The sequence below is a fragment of the Paenibacillus sp. E222 genome, assembly GCF_013401555.1.
Lineage (GTDB): Bacteria > Bacillota > Bacilli > Paenibacillales > Paenibacillaceae > Paenibacillus.
In genome coordinates this window covers 1069785-1088234 of the sequence record NZ_CP058552.1, presented here as the reverse complement: position 1 = coordinate 1088234, position 18450 = coordinate 1069785, and the positions used below count along the sequence as shown (strand labels likewise).

Sequence of the window (18450 nt, the reverse complement as noted above, 5' to 3'; positions counted from 1 at the left end):
CTAAGGCGCTGCTTCTCTCAAGGGAAGCAGCGCCTTTTCATATCAGTGGATAGAAAAAAAGGCACTCTTCTGGTATGAAGGAGAGTGCCTTAAGCATTCGTTTGCTACAACGAACGATTCTTTAGTTACCTTGTCCGACTGCTTTCACGGCCGTGTTGTTACTCTGATATTTCCGGATAATCGAAACTTCTACCCTACGGTTTTGAGCTCGTCCAGCATCCGTTTGGTTGCTAGCGACTGGGTGATACTCCCCATAACCGCTAGGTGTGAACTTCGAAGGGTCCAGCGCCTCATTCAATAACAGAATTTTGAGGAAATTCAGTGCTCGATCGGCACTCAAATCCCAGTTATCCTTATATTGGCTGTTCGAAATGGGAACATTATCAGTATGACCAGACACAACGACCTCATATTCCGGGAACTCTTGCAGCATGCTCGAGATGGCTTTGGCCAGCGAGCGTGACTCGGGTTTAACATCAGCCCGGCCAGAGGAGAACAGGGCGTTATCACTGATTGTGATCTTGAGCTCAGACTGATTCAGCTTCGTATTCAGCTGATCGGAAAGCCCGTTTTTCTGAATATATTGATCAAGCCGTTTCTTGAGTTTCTCCAGATCTTCCTGTTCTTTCTGAGCCATCTGCGCATCTGTAATCTGAGCTTGTGTCTTTTTGGTGATATCTTCAGGCTGCTGTTTGTTCTTGCCCAAATCTGTAGTAGATTCTGTAGGGTTCATGGAGGTATGATCCAGTACACCCGAACCACCGTTCAATGCGCTGCTCAGTGCGGAAGCCATCTGTTCAAACTTCGTTGCATCTATAGAGCTCATAGAGAATAATGTGATAAACAGAGCGAGCAACAAGGTCATCAAGTCGGAGTAGGGAAGCAACCAACTCTCGTCTATATGTTCTTCATGCGGTTCGTGTTTTTTAGCCTTTTTCACCTGATGAGCCCTCCTTCTCTTCCAACTGTCTACGTTCGGAAGGTGTCAGGAATACAGATAATTTTTGATTAATGGCAATGGTGGATACACCAGATTGTATGGATAACAAGCCTTCAACCATCATCAGCTTGATTTCCATCTCTTTTTTGGACATCCGCTTCAGTTTATTGGACATCGGATGCCACAACACGTAACCACTGAAGATACCGAGAAGTGTCGCGATAAACGCCGCTGCAATCGCATGCGAGAGCTTTTCCATATCACTGAGATCGGCAAGCGCTGCAATGAGACCTACAACGGCCCCGAGTACCCCGAGCGTTGGTGCATACATCCCCGCTTGAGCGAAGATCAAGGCACCGCCACGATGGCGCTCTTCTGTAGCATGAATATCTTCCATGAGTACATCACTTACAAATTCCTGATCATTGCCGTCAATAATCATACGCATACCGCCGCGCAGGAACTGATCATCAATATCTTCGACTTTCGATTCAAGTGCGAGCAAACCTTCACGACGGGTAGTGGAAGCCCAGTCCATAAATGTGCCGATTAGAGAAACACGGTCAATCAGTTGTTGCTTTTTGAACAGTACCCCGAAAAGCTTGGGGATTTTTTTAACTTCAGACATGGGAAATGCCATGAAAATAGTTGCTGCCGTACCAACAAAAATAATAACGTAGGCTGCCGGGTTGTTAACCAGGTTGATTAGGGGCGCACCCTTCAGGAACATACCCAATACAAGTGAAACCAGCCCTAAAACTAGTCCGATAATCGTTGAAATTTCCATCATACACCTCATCCATGAGATAAAATTGAATCCTTTCAAGCGGCTTTATTCGGGCTTCCGGACGAACGTTACACCGCAATCCGTTTAATGTTAGGCATCCTTTAGGGATGCAGAAACAGTTAAAACGGTCATGTATAGTATTTATCGACCAGATGGCCTTTTTTTTTAAGGGTTATTTTCAGGTATAATAAGATCAAATCTGCTCCTTAGGGGCCAAATAGGAGTGAAAAGCCAATGGGCGTAAAGCATGGACGGGATTATGAAGGAATATTGACAGATTTGACAGAGGCTATAGGCCGAATACCGGACCGCTATGTTTTCTTTGAGATGGATGAGGAAGAATGGTCACGCCTTGGTGTAACAGAGCAGCTCGAAGTGGATGAGGCGCTGGCGGAAGATCTGTTCTATGCGCTGGGTGAGGAAGCGGTCATTCCGGTAGGAAGTGGAGTGGTCATTCATGACAAGGATCAGCACCGAATTCATATCTTAATAGGTGAAGAAGAGCTGACTTTTGTACCACTCATTTAGTATGCACACATAAGATATTTGGCATGGAAAACCGGGTTGGAGAATCTCCCTAAAGCCTTATGGTTAGTGGATCTAGCGCCATTTGTACTATTGGAATTTGAGGCTTGTCCGTGGTAAGATGATAGTCATGAAACGGGCGAACCGCAGGGCGGTGGACCTATGCGTTTGGGTTGCTATGGTAGCACCAAAGGTTTCGGTGGCAGCATGGACAGGTGTCTGTGATGAGCCATCATATGGGGAGGAAGATAACGTATGGTTTTTACGCAAGAGGAAGTCGAAGCTCATCTGGGAAGGCTGGAAGGCTGGGAACTGGAAGAGGGACGATGGATTGTCCGCAAGTTCGTATTTTCCAACTACATGAAAGGGATTGCATTTGTGGACGAGGTCGCAGCGATTTCGGAAGCGTTCAATCATCACCCTTTCATTACGATTGACTATACAACAGTCACACTGCGTCTCACATCATGGGATGAAGGTGGCATCACATCTGTAGATATTAAAGAAGCAGAGCAATATAACGAGGCTTTTGAGAAAATGAGGTCGGAATAACCTGGATCGGTTATTATCGCACTACCAGAAATGAGTGAAGCATACATGTCAGACGATATTCAGAACAAACCTCTTATTGCTGTTGTAGGCAGCCTCAATATGGATCTGGTGGTGAAGACGGACATCATCCCTGAGGAAGGCGAGACGGTGAGCGGGGAGGAACTGCACTATTTGGCCGGGGGCAAAGGCGCCAATCAGGCGGTTGCTGCTGCACGACTGGGCGGACAGACAACAATGATTGGTGCGGTAGGTTCGGATGGGTTTGGTGAACGTCTACTGCACAGCCTGACGGAAAGCGGGGCGGATGCCTCGCAGATTCGCATTCTGGATGATACCGTTACGGGTACGGCCTCCATCTGGCTCTCCAAAGGAGATAACCGGATTATTGTCATTCCCGGAGCGAATGGTCAGGTTGTGCCTGCGATGCTGGAAGAGGCGGATACGGTAAAAAGCCTGACTGCAGCCGCAGCGGTGCTGCTGCAGCTGGAGATCCCGCTGCCTGCGGTCACCCGCGCCGCCCAACTGGCGGCTGAAGGCAGCGCATTGGTGGTGCTCAACCCGGCGCCTGCCGTGCCGGGTCTGCCCCAGGAGCTCCTGCGGTGCGTCGACGTCGTCACGCCGAACCGCAGCGAGCTCGCCCTGCTCACCGGCCGGGATGATCTCCGGCCGGAAGACGTGGATGCGGCGGTCGTAGAACTCGCCGCATCCCTCGGGGCCGCTGTCGTCACGACGCTCGGCCCCGAGGGGGCTGTATACGCGGCGGCGCCTGGCGGCCGCGTACAGGCAGGGCGTGCCGGCGCGTGCCGTGCGCGCGGCTACGCCGTAAGCGCCGTCGATACGACCGGCGCTGGCGATTGCTTCAACGGCGCGCTGGCGGTAGCCCTTGCGCGCGGAGAGACGCTGGACGCAGCAGTTGGCTTCGCCATGGGCGCGGCTGCGCTGTCCGTGACGAAGCTCGGCGCCCAGTCCGGGATGCCGTTCGCACGTGAAGTGGAGGCTTTCCTGGCTGAGCAGCAGGCAAAGACGCCGTAAAGTATGATGCTTTGCTTAGAACGAGTCATAGACAGCTGTATCGGGATCGCTTATGCAGCCGGATAGCCATGGCTCGTATGTTTCTTACTGGAGCATCCTACGCATTGAACACATGAATATGACCAAGAGGCTCTTACTCTCCCGACAGGGGGAATAAGAGCCTCTTCTTCTTATGAACAGTTGATCAATTCAGCGACCACTGGAATACGATCGACTACGTGGTGCATCCAGAGCGATGATGGCTTGGAGCATGCGTGAGAGCGAAAGGACGGTTGGGGTCCCTCGCTTTAACACGCGTGTAATCTGAATCCTATGATTCGCTGCCTTAGTCTTCTAGCCTTACTTCTTCTCCGCCAGCCACATCGCAATATTCGCGATTTCTTCATCCTTCAGCTTGTCTTTGAACGAAGGCATACCGCCGCTTTTACCTTTGACAATCGTGGTATAAATCTTCTCCACATCGTCCTGGCTACCAATCTTCTGCAGACTAGGGCCCATACCCCCTTGAAGCTGATCACCGTGGCAGGTAATACAGTTTGCTTTGACCAGTGCCTCAGCCTGTCCTGCATCCATTGTAACTTGTGGCATCGTCGGTTTCGCTTCTTCTGCAACTTCCTCTTTCCCTGGAAGCGTAAACATTAGTACAATAGCTAAAGCGCACGCTGCAAAAAATACCCCGCTCATGATCCATTTGTGCATCCCTTATGTCCCCTCCAGAATGAAAGATCATCTAACTTGAAACTATCCATATCATTATAACGGAACCTGTAGTGACATCATAGCATTTTGTGGTAATTTTTTGAACTAATCACATAACCGGGGACTTTTTAGGGTGATTTTATGCACTATTTATTCGCGTGGACCTTCATAGACCATACAGTAAAAAGGTTTCAAACCGCTCGGTGTCTGTCGTTCGTATGTATCCTTCGTAACAAATCCGGCTTTGAGATAGACGCGAATGGCCCGGTCATTCCAGGTCAGAACTTCCAGATCAATTTCGTTTGCAGGGTTCCGGCGAATGGCTTCCTGCACAATGGCCAAGACAAAAGCCTTCCCTTGCCCATGGCCACATCGATCGGGGTGCATGCCAAGCCCAATGCGGGTGACACCTTCAAGCGGGAAGTATTGAGCGAAACCGCAAATCTGCTCATCCTCTCCCAGCACCACCGCATATTGTTCCTTCCGTAGCTGGGGATCGCCGAATTCTACTTCAAGTGCTTTCATTTGCTCCCAGGGCAGCCAGCTATAAATATTATAAGGCGGGTCATACTGCCAATCGCAGATGAGCTCCGCATGTTCTTCTTGCATGGGCACAACGTGAAACGTCACAGGGGCTTCATCCATACAAAACTGCACGCTCCTCTCATTGTGAACAAGCGATAATGATTTTGATTTGTCCATATCTATATCCATATGTCATTCCATATCTAAGCTTGTTTTCACTCTACAAAAGAGGCGTTCATTTGGCAAGTCCTCGTTTTAGAAAAAAAAGTGAAACAAAAGTTCCGGTAATTTCGTTTATATTATAGTAGGATGGGTAAAAACATGATAAGAGCACGGACGAAGCAATGAAAATAGCTCTAAAAAACTTAAACTTAGGTTTGATCGCTATCCCGAATGCTTTAAAGGAAACGAAGCACAAAAAAACCGCCGGATCCATTCCTGCGGAGAATGTACCAGACGGTTCTATTATGCTTCGTTACAGTAGTTTTATTGTTCCAGCATGACGTTGCTCAGCTTGTCCCTAGTCGATGGCCAATGTCTCATATGCGTCCGTGCTCATAATGCGTTTAGCGCCAACATAGCGGTTAGCCCAGTAGCTTTCACTTAATTCGCTGATGGTAACTCCTTTGGAAGAAGAGGAGTGTGCAAACTTTCCATCCCCTACAAAGATCCCTACGTGCGAGACCCCTTTACCCGTTGTATTGAAGAATACCAGATCACCTGGTCTCATTTCCATACGGGATACCGAATCACCCATGTCGAATTGTGAACTCGATTGGCGAGCCAGATCAATACCCAGCTTGTCGAATACATAACTTGTGAACCCAGAGCAGTCAAAGCCGTTAAGCGTTGTTCCTCCGCTTTTGTATGTAGTTCCCATTGCTGAATCAATGACTTGGTCCATTTTTGAATCTGCGAATGCGCTGCCTGCTCCAAGCGATAATGCAAATGTGAGGCTAAGTACAGCTGCGGTTAATTTCTTTTTAAACAAGAGATATACCCCTTCCAATGCCTGCGAGGTTAGCTTAAGGATTCGGTTGAAGGTCCCCTATGATCCCTCTGTTGCAAGATCAATTCACCCATAACTGGTTCCCCCGCTTCCCAGGTGCTAGGAATTTGGCTATGCTAGTTATGCACCTGCGAAATCAAGAAATGACGATTAAATTTTAAGTAGTTACAAATATGAAGGTAAAGATTACAAAGTTGTTACTAAAAACTCACTGCGATTATTGTAACAGAGGTATATCACTTTGGCAACGTTTAACAACAAAATTAGCAAAAAAAACCTCGACCTTTGACGGGGAAAGGTCGAGGTTGCTTGTTTAAAGGCTTTTGATGAATACAACTTTACATAGAGATGGTAACCATTTTTAACCGTGCACGTTAATCCTTGATCGAATTGTACTGCCATAACCGGAAATGGGCGCATATTTTCCATAGGCTTAGCAAGCACCGGGCAAGTGGATACGTCTGTTGTAGTATAAGACCAGTTAAACCCGTTAGTAACCATGAAGCTGAAGTAAAGGCACCAAAGACCAGCAGATGAAGGCCGCCCAGCATGACAGCGATGCCGATCAGAGTGATGACCTGGCGTAGTGCAATCCATAGAGCTTGAAACGTACCACGCGCTCCGCCTTCCCCATCAGGAGCTGAGATACCAAACTGCATGTAGAGCAGGATATGATGGATAACCCACCCGTATACAATCCAACCAGCAACATAGGGAATACCAGGCAAGAGCAGATGGAGGGAATGAAAACCTTCCATAAAGATAGAATAGAGCTTTGGTGCGAGCCAATAAGCAGGCAGCAGCAGCAAAAGGGTACGAATGGTGTAAAGCAACAGCATCGGTTTCCACAAATTTTTGATGCCACGAATGAATGGAATGCGCTCTTCCGAATGATTATAATGCTGGAGCGAGTAGAGCAGCCCTGCCTGAATGAGAGGGCTAATCAGCATCCGTAGCAGCAGCATAGCCCCTAAAATCCATAAATAGCGATGGACCTCCGGATTCGTTGTCAGGCCGAGTTGGCTCTCCATTTTGAATAAAATTGTACTGAGTTCCCCTGCATCAGGGTCAGGATAACGCAGGAGCAGCGGGACCACAGCTGACTGAACCATTCGATAAAGAAAGTATCCCCATACTAATTGATAGAGAAATAAAAGTGCTGCAATGAACATATGCTGACGGACGAGAAACCAGCCTTCACGTATTTTCGCTTTCACTGTATCCACCTCACCATGACAGACTTCCGAATATGGCTTCTATAAGTTTGGTTGCACTCATGCTCCAGCGGGATTTGGTTGGCTCATCCAGTCCGGCTTTCAGAAAATTGTTCATATGATGGTTCTCCAGCACAATGGTGTACAGCGGATCAGTCATAGCCCAGGAAACAGGGGAAGTATAGGTCAGTTTGTAGGTAATGCGCTCCTCGCTGCCATCCCATTCTTTCGTCATGGTTTTCCCGTCTTCGAACATAATTCGAACAGGCACCTTCTTATATTCACTGCCTTTTTTCTGGACTGTTACAGACGACTCGTACAACGTTTGACCGTCTTTCAGGATAGGATTGATGGTGATCTTCTCCACTGCAAAGTCAGCCATGCCATCTCCATATACATATTGATTAAAATAATCGGTCCAGGATGTACGGGTCACTTGCTCCACGACCTTTTGAAAATCAGACGAAGTAGGGTGTTTGAAACGGTATTTCTTTACATAGGTCGAGAGAATACGCTCCATCGTTTTGGCACCAACCTGTTGTTCTATTCCGAGTAAAACAAGCTTGCCTCGTGTGTATACGTTCGCTGCATATTGATTCTGGGAATCAAACTTCCAGGAGTTCTGTGTCAGTGGAGCCGGAGAAGTAATGAGACCTGATTGTACAGGCAGATTCGGGATAAGTCCGTATTCCTGTTCCATCACTTTGTCTTCTGCATAGGAGGTGAATCCTTCGTCCAGCCAAGCCTCTTCGAATTCATTACTCGCAACCATGCCGTAAAAATACTGATGCCCAATCTCATGCACAACCGTGCGTTCCAGATCGTAACCAGGTGTAGAATCGTCCGCACCGAAGGCGGTGACCAAGGTAGGGTATTCCATTCCTCCTGCGCCGTTCCCCGATTTGGGCGGGACAACAATGGACAATGTGGAATACGGATAAGGGCCAAACCACTTGCTATAGTTGGATAGCGCCGCTTTGGCGGCGTAGAAATAACGTTCCTTCAGATCCTCATGAGCAGGGTCGAGATACAGCTTGATTCGAACACCTGGCACATTGGGAGCAGAGAAGGGTTCTTCCGCATAAACAAAATCAGGAGAGGCTGACCAGGCAAAATCATGCACATCATCGGCATAGAACTGATATATTTTTTCGCCGTTCTTCACAACCGCTTGCTGGGTTGGGAATCCAGTAGCAGCTACTTTGTATGTTTCCGGTACCCGAATACGCACACTATAGATACCGAAATCGGCGTAAAACTCTGAATTACCGTGATACTGATGCAGATTCCAGCCTTCGTTCGTTCGACCTCGTGTGCCTACTGGCTCATATACGCTAAGTTTAGGGAACCACTGACCAGCCATAACGAAATGATCTGCCGTTCCCATGCGGGCAAAAATTTGCGGTAGCTTGACCTCAAATTGGGTGTGAAGCGTGATGCTTTCACCGCCTTTAACGGGTTTGGGCAGCCGTACCTTAATGAGAGTAGTATCTTTCATGTTTCCATCATCCGGTTGCACATACTGCATCCGATGCATGAGAGAAAGCCCGTCCTCTGTTTTCATTTCTTTGATCTGCATGGAACCATAACCGTTCGTGGGCATGACATCACCGCGAAGCTTTCCCCCGGATTCTTGCATAAAAGTGGTGTCAGCAGAAGAGAAGGCATTGGGATACATGTGAAAATAAAGCTCACTGACGGTTTTCTTACCTGGATGTGTCCAGGTTATCGTCTGAGTTCCTCGCAGTACATTCCCGTCTACCAGCTTCACATCCATGTGATATTCCACTACGCGGTTGCTGAACACTTCAGCGGTAGGTGTCTGTATACTTTCCGGAGATGTTTGGGTTTTGACGGGTGCCGTAGGCTTGCCCGATTCCGGGGCGAGCGCAGGCAAGTCAGAATGAATGGAGCGTGTGGAACCCAGACCAAGCCATATCCCCCCGGCAACTACACACAGGGCTATAATTGCGGTGAGCCAGCTCTTGGCGCGTCGTGGAATCATCGTTAAATACCTCCCGTTGACAAGCATCTACAGCATGTATATGTTTGCATTGGGGCGATTATTAGTTAAAATATTTGTATCAACCCTTGGAGGCTATAAACATGGACCAAAACGAGCAAAGCGGCAAAAAACAGATTGCCTTGAATATCGTTAGTGCAAAGAGCAAACACAAAGGCTTCGGTGCAGGTTCCATTGATCTGAACAACCTGTCTCCAGTTATTATTGATAACGGAGAAGCCAAGATCGATATTGGCGCGATGCATGCCAAGAGCAAGGTAGAGCGTAACATCAAGTTCTCGACCAACCGTGAGGACGTACCCAATGGGCGCCAGGTATGGCTGGTATGGGTAGCTGTGGACCGTAATGAACAGGGACAGTTCTATGGCGGAGCAACTGCGTGTGAGATGTGGATTGATACAGAAGCGCGTCGTGGATGGAAACTGCTGGCCGATCATGTGAATCGCATGGATTATGCCATGAAGCGCCGGTTCATGCTCGATGATCTTGGACCTGAGGATCGCGCGGCACTCAAGACGCTGCTGACTACGCATAACGAAGAATGGTGGAACGCTTCTCCAGATGAATTGAAAGAAGCGCTCGCCTAATTCATGAATGTTCAAGTTGTTCAAAAAAGAAGAAGCAAAAGCCCCGTGACCGAGATGATCGGTTCGGGGCTTTTGCTTCTATGCTAAAATTAAATTTTACGGACACTGACGCAATTACGTCATTACGTATTTACGTCACTTCGGTCATTCCACCCACCAGCGTTTGAAATCCTTCCACCATGAATGCTTCTCTTCCTGTATTCCCTGCTGGTTTTGCACCTCGCGAATGTCTTTATCCTTCTCTGAACCCGAATCGTCCGAAGCGCTGCGACAGACCTCGGTCGGTTCCGTGCCATCAATAAAAACTTCCAGCCGTTTCTCGGCGCAGCCATTGCCAGCGAGTTTACCGGATTCGGGATCGATATATACACTGACGACATTATCCGGTACGGTAAAAATCTTCGGTGGAACACTGGCGAGGGCCTGTTCCGTGAATTGGGCAAACATAGGTGCCGCACGACGCCCGTCGGATGTGGAAATGGCTTTGCCTTGATCATAACCGACCCAGACAGCCGTTGAGAGCTCTGGGGTGAAGCCGACTAGCCAAGCATCCGTATTGGTCGTCCCTGTTTTGCCGGCGACAGGCCGTTTAATCGTTGCAGATACCCGATTACCCGTACCTCCATTTTCGAACACACTTTCCATCAACCGTGTTAATACATAAGCAGCAGCGGGTTCAACGACCCTCTCGGCCTTGGTCTGAGGTGCTTCATAGATGACTCGCCCTGCGGCATCCGTCACTTGCAGAATGGCTACAGGAGGTGTTCTTTGCCCACCTGCTGCGATAGCGGAAAATGCTGAAGCCATCTCCAATGGACTAACAGGCGAGGTGCCGAGTGCAAGGGAAGGTACCGGGCTCATGTTGCTCGTAATCCCTAAATTTTTGGCCATTTTCACCACTTGTTCAGGTCCGATCTGCATAATCGTATTTACCGCGTAGATATTGTCCGAAGCGGCGATCGCCTGTCTCAGATCAATCTCACCTAAATACTTATCACCGAAGTTACCGGGCTTATAGGTCTTGCGATCATTGTCATAATGAAACAGGGTCGGCTCGCTTTTAAACATGGACGCACTGGTGAGCTGTTTCGATTCCAGGGCAGCGAGATACATAATGGGTTTAAAAGCAGATCCCGGCTGACGTGTAGTCGCCAGTACATGGTTAATCTGATTGGTGCGGTAATTTTTGCCTCCCACCATCGCTTTGATATATCCGGTACGCGGATCGATCGATACCAGAGCGGTTTCGAGCTCGCTTTTGGCGTCCATGCCTTTGGCTACGGCGTCTTCCGCCGCTTTTTGTACACGCAGATCCAGCGTGGTGTATATATTCAATCCTCCATGATCCAGCATCGCTTCGCTGATCCCCAGCTCCTTGATAGCCAGATTCCGGATATAATCGCGGAAATAGGGTGCACTTTCTACGGTTTTGCGTTCACTTTCCGGCTTGAACGATAGCATTTCCTCATAGGCTTTATCTGCTTCCGCTTGCGTAATTTTGCCGATGTCAGCCATGGCATTCAATACAACCTTCTGACGATCCTTCGCGTTCTTCATATGATTATATGGAGAATAGTAGGTCGGCCCCTTTGGGATTCCTGCAAGCATGGCACTTTCGGCAAGCGTCAACTGTTTGGCGGATTTGCCAAAATACATCCGTGAGGCTGCTTCGATCCCGTAGGCGCCATGACCATAATAGATTTCATTGAGGTACATCTGCAGAATTTCATCCTTGCTGTATTTCATCTCCAATTGTGCTGTGTACATCGCTTCCTTGGCTTTGCGGGTCCATGTCTTTTCATGGGACAAATACAAGTTGCGCGCGAGCTGTTGCGTCAGTGTACTTGCGCCCTGGGACATCTGCATATGTTCCAGGTTGACGAGTACAGCCCGTCCCATTCCTCGGATGTCGAAGCCGACATGATCATAGAACTTGCGGTCCTCTACAGCAAGTGTAGCGTTGACCAAATCAGGTGAGATATCTCCCAACTGCACGGGTACCGAGTCTTTGCCGCCTGCCGAGAAAGTGGCAATGACTTCGCCCTGGCTGTCTAACAGCCTGGAATTGCGATCGGAGTCGGCCAGTGGCAGGCTGGTGGCGTATAGATAGACCAATGCTGCTGCCATGGCGATTAGGCCGAGAATAACGAGCAGAGTCAGGCTTTTGATGACTTTCCATATACGGAACCCGCGTTTGCGGGTCTTTTGGCTTGATTGGGTCATGGGACGGGCTCCTTTCTTTTCTTTCCAGTATGGGAATTCAGTGACACGGATATTCAATCCGCCTGTTTAACCGTTTAAAATATAGCTTTTTTGCAGAAAAAAACCGTTTTGCAGTATAAACGTCAATCGCGTATAATGCAAAAGGGTAATGAAAAGGTACAGTTCGGCACAACATACCATAAGCAAGGAAGGTCGAACAGTTCCCATTGTCAGTGCTTGGATTCTTTGATTAGTCAGACGCTATGTACGCTCTGGTCAATTTAATCTATATAAACTTTACGGAAAGAAGGTAGAGATTATGGAATTGTGGTTTACGGAGAAACAGACCCCCGAATTCGGAATCACCGCGAAGATTAAGCAGACCTATGTAAGCGAAAAGACGGATTTTCAAGATCTGGCTATGGTAGAGACCGAAGAATTCGGCAATATGTTGCTGCTTGACGGCATGGTCATGACGACGGTAAAAGACGAGTTCGTTTATCACGAAATGGCGGCTCACCCTGCGCTGAACACACACCCGAATCCGAAAAAGGTGCTGGTTGTTGGTGGCGGTGACGGCGGAGTTATCCGTGAAGTCATTAAGCATGCTGCTGTAGAAAAAGCAGTTCTCGTCGAAATCGACGGAAAAGTGATTGAATATTCCAAAAAGTATCTGCCCGAAATCGCCGGTAAGTTGGACGAGCCTAACGTCGAAGTGCTGGTGAACGATGGCTACATGCATATTATAGAGCATAAAAATGAATACGATGTAATCATCGTTGACTCTACAGAGCCTGTAGGTCCGGCTGCTCCGCTGTTTGAGCGCGGTTTCTATCAAGGCATCTATGAAGCGCTGAAAGAGGACGGGATCTTCGTTGCTCAAACGGACAACCCGTGGTTCAAAGCGGATCTGATCCAAAAGGTAAACAAAGACGTTAAAGAAATCTTCCCGATCGTACATGTGTACGGCTGTAATATTCCCACGTACCCAAGTGGTCTGTGGACTTTTACAATGGGTAGCAAAAAACATAATCCGCTTGAGGTGGACGAGACGCAGATTCCAGAGATGGATACGAAATACTACTCTCCACGTCTGCACAAAGCGGCGTTCGTTCTTCCTAAATTCGTGGAAGACCTTACGAAATAAGGAGGAATAATGAGATGAAATTGGATCAAGCTTATTCAGGTAACGTGTTTATTTGTAGTTCAGAGGATTATGAGAACTCCAAAGCGGTCATTTATGGTATGCCGATGGATTACACCGTCAGCTTCCGTCCAGGGTCCCGTTTCGGTCCTTCCCATATCCGTCAGGCTTCGGTTGGACTTGAAGAGTACAGCCCTTACCTGGATAAAAGCATTGTGGACATGACTTACTTTGACGCTGGGGATCTGCTTTTGCCTTTCGGTAACGCAGGACGCAGTCTCGAAGTCATCGGAGAATATATCGGTGGCCTGCTGGCTGACGGCAAATTCCCGATTGGTCTCGGCGGGGAACACCTCGTCACTTGGCCTGTTATTCAGCAAATGTACAAAAAATATCCGGACCTTATCCTGATTCATATTGATGCACATGCCGACCTTCGTGAAAACTATGAGGGCGAGCCATTGTCTCACTCCACACCAGTGCGTAAAGCAGCTGAACTGATGGGCGGCAAAAATATTTATCAGTTCGGAATTCGTTCCGGCTCCCGTGAAGAGTTCCAATTCGGACGGGAGAACATAAACTTCTATCCGTTTGAAGTGGCAGCTCCGATGAAGGAAGCTCTTCCGAAAATGGGTAACCGTCCTGTGTATGTTACAATCGATATCGATGTGCTTGATCCGTCTGCAGCTCCGGGTACAGGAACAGCAGAAGCGGGCGGCATTACATCCAAGGAACTGCTTGAAGCCATCCACATGATCGCAGGATCAGATGTAAATGTGGTCGGTTGTGACCTGGTGGAAGTGGCGCCGATTTACGATCCTACAGAACAGACACAAATTGTGGCTGCGAAGATGATCCGTGAAATGCTGCTTGGATTCGTGAAGTAATCGCAAAAAAACAGCGTCCTCTGTCTGCGTCAGGTTGAAGTCTGCGTAGGAGAGGGCTTTTTTTATGATCGTCTCCTGATCTTAACTTGTTGAACCTCATTTCTGGACTGTGTTATACTGACAACAACAGTAATCAGTAGTATATTAATTGATATATTACATTCGTGAAGTATATGGTGATCGGGTTCGACCATATACTAAAAAGAGTCTTCACCGCTACCAACGGTAAAGACTCTTAGGACCCCGAAAGGCTGTGAACTGCCACGGCGTGCATGAATTAAATATTGCGATTCAAGCGAAACCCACCGTCAGGCTGTCAACCTTATGAGGTGGGTTTTCGCTTGCTACGAAACTTTTTGCGCAACCAACGGTAAAGCTTACGGATACTCAGCACTAGACTGAGGATCGCAGCAATCCATCGGATTACATCAAGCAACGCCACAAGATTGACCATCGACGTCACCCCCTTTCGGGAAGCTGCGCCGTGATCAAGAAAACATCCACCGTTATTCAAAGTCCATAACACCGATTATAGCACGTACGTTCCCGTCTCTCTACCATTTGTTGTATATATAATTCCGCCCATGAGTTAAGCGAAAACACGCATTTGGGATGACTCTATCTTAATATTTATGTATAATATGGAAATAGAGGAAAGGAGTTATGTTATGCATGCAATCCGGGCTCAGTTGAGTATGTATCCCAAATGGTTCGTAGCGGTACTTATTATATTTACCATCAATCTTATATTAACAATGACTATGTTCATCAATTTAACGTTAATACTGGCTAATCTCGCCATGCTATATGCTGCCTTTAGCATCAGGACACTTAAATACAATAAATTGCATTTTGCCCTTTGCCTTGTTTTAAGTATCACTTTTGTGATCATTGCTTTTAAGGCATATCCCATTTAAATCAGCTCTTAGTAGAGATTCATGATGAACCACTCGTGCCCATGAGATAACAAAATGTGGGTATGAGTGGTTTTTTTATTGCAATAATGTCACGCGCGATAAACAAATTGTTACGTTAAATCCTGCAAAATAGGGTAAAAACATAGAAGGAGGTGTCACAATGACAACAAAGAGCAGAATGACATGGAAACGGATTGGCGCAATTGCACTATCGGTAACACTGGCTTGGGGATTGGGACCGGTACATACTCTACCCGGCGCTAACGCTGCATCCTCCCCCACATGTGGAAGTGGAGATCACGGATTAACGGCTACGTTGAAAAAAGGCAGTGGTGTGGAAGACCAACGACTGCAATTTACGGATATCGATTTTCTGAACAATACAACCGGACGGGCTGCTGGTGAGGGATTCCTCATTGGCACATCGAATTCAGGCTGTACTTGGCAGTCCATCTATACGGGGCAATGGCAGTTCACACAACTTGATTTCCCCAATAATGTGAATGGATTTGCATTGGCACAGGTGAAGGATTCTCCAACGACGTATCTCATCCGCTCAACGGATGGTGGTGCGCACTGGACACGGATGGATACGAAGGGCATACCATTTAAACGAATTGATTTTCGCAATAAAAACGAAGGCTTTGGATACACCTATAATGGAGCTTATTTGACGAAGGATGGCGGTGCAACATGGAATCGAATCTCCACACCAGCCAATACACGCGGAGCTGTGTTTGCGACTGAGAAGCAAGGTTATGCTATTGTAGTGGTTCCTGGTTCGGGTTACCGTATCATGCAGACAAGTAATGGCGGCAAGAACTGGACGCAATCGTTGAAAGTGGCATCAACAACCTGGAGTGGTGGAGACTTATACGCAAACGGTAACCAGGTATGGGCTCTTCTGTATGGCGACGCAGGAATGTCCCAGCAGTCATATTCTCTCTACGCGAGCGGGAATGAGGGCAAGAAGTGGAGACAGGTCTTTGCTCAATCCACAGCAGGTGGGGGCCCTGCCCCAGGTGCAAGCAGCACAGGGAATGGAAAAGGCCCCGCAGACCCAGGGGGTCACCCAGGGAACATGGCGTTGATTGGTAATCAGACGGCCTATCTCTCCGCAGGATCACCTGCAGCAGGCAAAGTGGGGATTGGACGTTCATATGATGCAGGTTCCACGTGGAAAAATATCGACCTGAAAGATCCAGGTTATAGCTCCCGCATTTCGTTTCCTTCTGCCAAAACAGGCTGGCTCGTCGTAACCAGCGACAATTCTCCTGCGATTTATGAGACGACAGATGGTGGAACAACATGGAAGCAAAAAATGTTATTGCCCGCTGAAAACGAGTAAATGGCGTCATGCCATGGAATAATTTCAAGGCGATTTCAATCTAAAAGGGTATAAATCTTAACTTATTTGGCCTGATGAGGCCAGCGCAAACAAACAAGTCTTTTCCGGACAAAAAAAGCCGGAAAGGGCTTGTTTTTGCTTAAATAAAAACGGTTGAATCCTGTTCGGAAACACGTTATTGTAAGCGATAACAATACTATTTGGGAGGTTGAAATTATGGTTGATGTTATTCTAAAGGCAGATTCGGAACAAGGATTAATAAATCGCAATATATATGGTCATTTCTCAGAACATCTGGGACGCTGTATCTATGAAGGCATCTGGGTGGGGGAGGACTCACCTATTCCCAATACGGAAGGTATTCGAAATGATGTGCTTACTGCGCTGCAAAAACTGCGTATTCCCGTACTTCGCTGGCCTGGCGGTTGTTTTGCCGATGAGTATCACTGGAAAGATGGCGTAGGTCCCAAAAGTGAACGCGCCCGGATGATTAATACGCACTGGGGCGGGGTGGAAGAGAACAATCATTTTGGCACGCATGAATTCCTGAGATTATGTGAGCTACTTGATACGCAGCCATATATCAGTGGCAATCTGGGCAGCGGCACGGTGCAGGAGATGCAGGAATGGGTGGAATACATCACGTTTGATGGGGAATCACCGATGGCGAACTGGCGGAAGAGCAACGGCCGTGAAGAGCCATGGAAGCTGAAATACTTTGGAGTGGGGAACGAGAACTGGGGTTGCGGCGGTAATATGCGTCCGGAATATTACGCAGATGAGTACCGTCGTTATGCTACATATGTACGCAATTATTCCGGGAATGAAATTTATAAAATTGCCTGCGGCCCCAATGACAACAACTATCACTGGATGGAGGTGTTAATGCGGGAGGCCGGTCGATTTATGGATGGAATCAGCCTGCATTATTACACCATTCCAACAGGTGAGTGGGCAGATAAAGGTCAGGCTACAGGTTTTGGAGAAGCTGAATGGTTCACCACATTGAAAAAGACGCTATATATGGAAGAGTTACTTGTGAAGCACTCCGAGATTATGGACAAATATGATCCTGAGGGCAGAGTCGGTATTATCGTAGATGAGTGGGGAACGTGGTATAACGTTGAGCCAGGTACGAATCCAGGGTTCCTGTATCAACAAAATACGATGCGTGATGCTGTACTTGCTGGGATCAATCTGAATATTTTCAACCAACACAATAAAAGAGTGCATATGGCTAATCTGGCCCAGATCGTTAATGTGCTCCAGGCGTTGGTTTTGACAGAAGGAGAGAAGATGCTGCTTACGCCTACATATCATGTATTTGATATGTATCAGGTGCACATGGACGCGCAGCGGTTGGAACTGAATTACGAGAGCCCTGGATACACTTTCGGGGAAGAGACCATCCCTCAACTGAGTATGTCAGCTTCTCGCAGCAATGATGGCGTTATTCATGTGACGGCGTGTAACCTTAGTCATACGGATGAGCTTGAAGTGGTTTGTCAGATTGAATCAACGGACGCTTCTGCTGTAACGGGACGAATTCTGCATCATGCCGATTATAGTGCATTCAACACATTTGAACAGCCGGATCGGGTTCAACCGGCGGAATGGAAAGGTATTACACTCGAAAATAACAAACTGCGTTTTGTACTGCCTCCGGCCTCTGTTGGTGTGGTCGCTATAAAGGGATAATCAGTATGGATTCATCCGTGCAGAGTAGAAGCGCTGGGAAACGGGAACCATGCAAGGGATGTAACGATCAATATGATGTGAAGATTAGTGAAGCCAAGATGGCCCGGCTCGTGGAGCTTGCCTCACGTTCACGTCCAGCCGTCGAGGATGCTGAATATGAGCGGCGTTTATCTACCTGCTATAACTGTCCAGGGTTACAATACGGTACAACCTGCCGTTACTGTGGGTGTCTCGTACAGGTTCGCGCCAAGCTGGTAGAGTCGACCTGTCCGTTTCCATATGAGCCGCGATGGACCTGATCCAGAATATATTTCTTTATTAATGAAGCAAGGCAGAGCTGCACTTTACAGGTGTGGCTCTG

General features: G+C 47.8%; 17 protein-coding genes and 1 riboswitch. Of the genes, 9 read left to right on the top strand and 8 right to left on the bottom strand.

What is annotated here, in order from left to right; translation table 11 throughout:
• Positions 1–121: 121 nt before the first annotated feature.
• Together motB and motA are read right to left on the bottom strand one after the other, a co-directional pair.
• Positions 122–940, bottom strand: a complete 819-nt coding sequence (gene motB / locus HW560_RS04890; protein WP_110002507.1) for a flagellar motor protein MotB — start codon at positions 938–940, stop codon at positions 122–124.
• Positions 927–1727, bottom strand: coding sequence for a flagellar motor stator protein MotA (gene motA, locus HW560_RS04885; protein ID WP_090905357.1), 801 nt, complete (start codon positions 1725–1727; stop codon positions 927–929). The genes motB and motA overlap by 14 nt, the downstream gene beginning before the upstream one ends.
• A 234-nt stretch (positions 1728–1961) precedes the next feature.
• Here motA and HW560_RS04880 point away from each other — a divergent pair, with 234 nt between their 5' ends.
• From HW560_RS04880 to rbsK, 3 genes are all read left to right on the top strand, one after another.
• Entirely contained in the window at positions 1962–2255 is a 294-nt protein-coding gene (locus HW560_RS04880) for a hypothetical protein (RefSeq protein WP_090905355.1), read from the top strand.
• A 252-nt stretch (positions 2256–2507) separates the two neighbouring features.
• Positions 2508–2804: a 4a-hydroxytetrahydrobiopterin dehydratase gene (locus tag HW560_RS04875; RefSeq protein WP_090905354.1), complete on the top strand. Its 297-nt coding sequence runs from the start codon at positions 2508–2510 to the stop codon at positions 2802–2804.
• 45 nt (positions 2805–2849) lie between these two features.
• Complete coding sequence (rbsK, locus tag HW560_RS04870; protein ID WP_090905352.1) at positions 2850–3836, top strand: ribokinase; 987 nt, start codon at positions 2850–2852, stop codon at positions 3834–3836.
• A 339-nt stretch (positions 3837–4175) separates the two neighbouring features.
• On the opposite strand, the gene HW560_RS04865 is transcribed toward rbsK, so the two are convergent.
• The 5 genes from HW560_RS04865 to HW560_RS04845 form a co-directional block, all read right to left on the bottom strand.
• Positions 4176–4535 carry a c-type cytochrome gene (locus HW560_RS04865; protein ID WP_063567633.1) on the bottom strand — a complete coding sequence of 120 codons (360 nt, stop codon included), beginning with the start codon at positions 4533–4535 and terminating at the stop codon, positions 4176–4178.
• Positions 4536–4685: 150 nt separating this feature from the next.
• Positions 4686–5180, bottom strand: a complete 495-nt coding sequence (locus HW560_RS04860; RefSeq protein ID WP_090905350.1) for a GNAT family N-acetyltransferase — start codon at positions 5178–5180, stop codon at positions 4686–4688.
• A 400-nt stretch (positions 5181–5580) separates the two neighbouring features.
• Complete coding sequence (locus HW560_RS04855) at positions 5581–6051, bottom strand: C40 family peptidase (protein WP_062329631.1); 471 nt, start codon at positions 6049–6051, stop codon at positions 5581–5583.
• 3 nt (positions 6052–6054) lie between these two features.
• Positions 6055–6192, bottom strand: a riboswitch (cyclic di-AMP (ydaO/yuaA leader).
• Between the two features lie 251 nt (positions 6193–6443).
• Positions 6444–7286: a hypothetical protein gene (locus tag HW560_RS04850; RefSeq protein WP_179262223.1), complete on the bottom strand. Its 843-nt coding sequence runs from the start codon at positions 7284–7286 to the stop codon at positions 6444–6446.
• 10 nt (positions 7287–7296) lie between these two features.
• Complete coding sequence (locus HW560_RS04845) at positions 7297–9288, bottom strand: M1 family metallopeptidase (RefSeq protein WP_179262220.1); 1992 nt, start codon at positions 9286–9288, stop codon at positions 7297–7299.
• Between the two features lie 101 nt (positions 9289–9389).
• Here HW560_RS04845 and HW560_RS04840 point away from each other — a divergent pair, with 101 nt between their 5' ends.
• Positions 9390–9893 (top strand): YwhD family protein, encoded by a 504-nt coding sequence (locus tag HW560_RS04840; protein ID WP_179262218.1) that lies wholly within the window; start codon positions 9390–9392, stop codon positions 9891–9893.
• A gap of 144 nt (positions 9894–10037) precedes the next feature.
• On the opposite strand, the gene HW560_RS04835 is transcribed toward HW560_RS04840, so the two are convergent.
• The gene (locus HW560_RS04835) at positions 10038–12116 is read right to left on the bottom strand and encodes a transglycosylase domain-containing protein (RefSeq protein ID WP_090905343.1); all 2079 of its coding nucleotides are present in this window, start codon (positions 12114–12116) and stop codon (positions 10038–10040) included.
• 298 nt (positions 12117–12414) lie between these two features.
• On the opposite strand from HW560_RS04835, the gene speE reads away from it, so the two are divergent.
• The 5 genes from speE to HW560_RS04810 all read left to right on the top strand — a co-directional run bounded on the left by speE (position 12415) and on the right by HW560_RS04810 (position 18388).
• Entirely contained in the window at positions 12415–13242 is an 828-nt protein-coding gene (gene speE / locus HW560_RS04830; RefSeq protein ID WP_179262216.1) for a polyamine aminopropyltransferase, read from the top strand.
• A 14-nt stretch (positions 13243–13256) separates the two neighbouring features.
• A complete protein-coding gene (gene speB, locus HW560_RS04825; RefSeq protein WP_062329643.1) occupies positions 13257–14126 on the top strand; it encodes an agmatinase in 870 nt (289 codons plus the stop codon).
• A 1077-nt stretch (positions 14127–15203) separates the two neighbouring features.
• Positions 15204–16391 (top strand): WD40/YVTN/BNR-like repeat-containing protein, encoded by a 1188-nt coding sequence (locus tag HW560_RS04820; RefSeq protein WP_090905337.1) that lies wholly within the window; start codon positions 15204–15206, stop codon positions 16389–16391.
• 216 nt (positions 16392–16607) lie between these two features.
• On the top strand, positions 16608–18089 hold the full coding sequence (locus HW560_RS04815) for an alpha-N-arabinofuranosidase (RefSeq protein WP_090905335.1): 1482 nt from the start codon (positions 16608–16610) through the stop codon (positions 18087–18089).
• A 5-nt stretch (positions 18090–18094) separates the two neighbouring features.
• Positions 18095–18388 (top strand): DUF6171 family protein, encoded by a 294-nt coding sequence (locus tag HW560_RS04810; protein WP_090905333.1) that lies wholly within the window; start codon positions 18095–18097, stop codon positions 18386–18388.
• The last annotated feature ends 62 nt before the right edge of the window (positions 18389–18450 follow it).

Bases quoted from the DNA above. Each gene is read 5' to 3' on its own strand.
- HW560_RS04820 (WP_090905337.1), top strand. From the start codon at position 15,204: ATGACAACAAAGAGCAGAATGACATGGAAACGGATTGGCGCAATTGCA.
- HW560_RS04860 (WP_090905350.1), bottom strand. From the start codon at position 5,180: ATGGATGAAGCCCCTGTGACGTTTCACGTTGTGCCCATGCAAGAAGAA.
- HW560_RS04875 (WP_090905354.1), top strand. From the start codon at position 2,508: ATGGTTTTTACGCAAGAGGAAGTCGAAGCTCATCTGGGAAGGCTGGAA.
- HW560_RS04865 (WP_063567633.1), bottom strand. From the start codon at position 4,535: ATGCACAAATGGATCATGAGCGGGGTATTTTTTGCAGCGTGCGCTTTA.
- speE (WP_179262216.1), top strand. From the start codon at position 12,415: ATGGAATTGTGGTTTACGGAGAAACAGACCCCCGAATTCGGAATCACC.
- speB (WP_062329643.1), top strand. From the start codon at position 13,257: ATGAAATTGGATCAAGCTTATTCAGGTAACGTGTTTATTTGTAGTTCA.
- rbsK (WP_090905352.1), top strand. From the start codon at position 2,850: ATGTCAGACGATATTCAGAACAAACCTCTTATTGCTGTTGTAGGCAGC.
- HW560_RS04835 (WP_090905343.1), bottom strand. From the start codon at position 12,116: ATGACCCAATCAAGCCAAAAGACCCGCAAACGCGGGTTCCGTATATGG.
- HW560_RS04845 (WP_179262220.1), bottom strand. From the start codon at position 9,288: ATGATTCCACGACGCGCCAAGAGCTGGCTCACCGCAATTATAGCCCTG.
- HW560_RS04815 (WP_090905335.1), top strand. From the start codon at position 16,608: ATGGTTGATGTTATTCTAAAGGCAGATTCGGAACAAGGATTAATAAAT.
- motA (WP_090905357.1), bottom strand. From the start codon at position 1,727: ATGGAAATTTCAACGATTATCGGACTAGTTTTAGGGCTGGTTTCACTT.
- HW560_RS04880 (WP_090905355.1), top strand. From the start codon at position 1,962: ATGGGCGTAAAGCATGGACGGGATTATGAAGGAATATTGACAGATTTG.
- HW560_RS04840 (WP_179262218.1), top strand. From the start codon at position 9,390: ATGGACCAAAACGAGCAAAGCGGCAAAAAACAGATTGCCTTGAATATC.
- HW560_RS04810 (WP_090905333.1), top strand. From the start codon at position 18,095: ATGGATTCATCCGTGCAGAGTAGAAGCGCTGGGAAACGGGAACCATGC.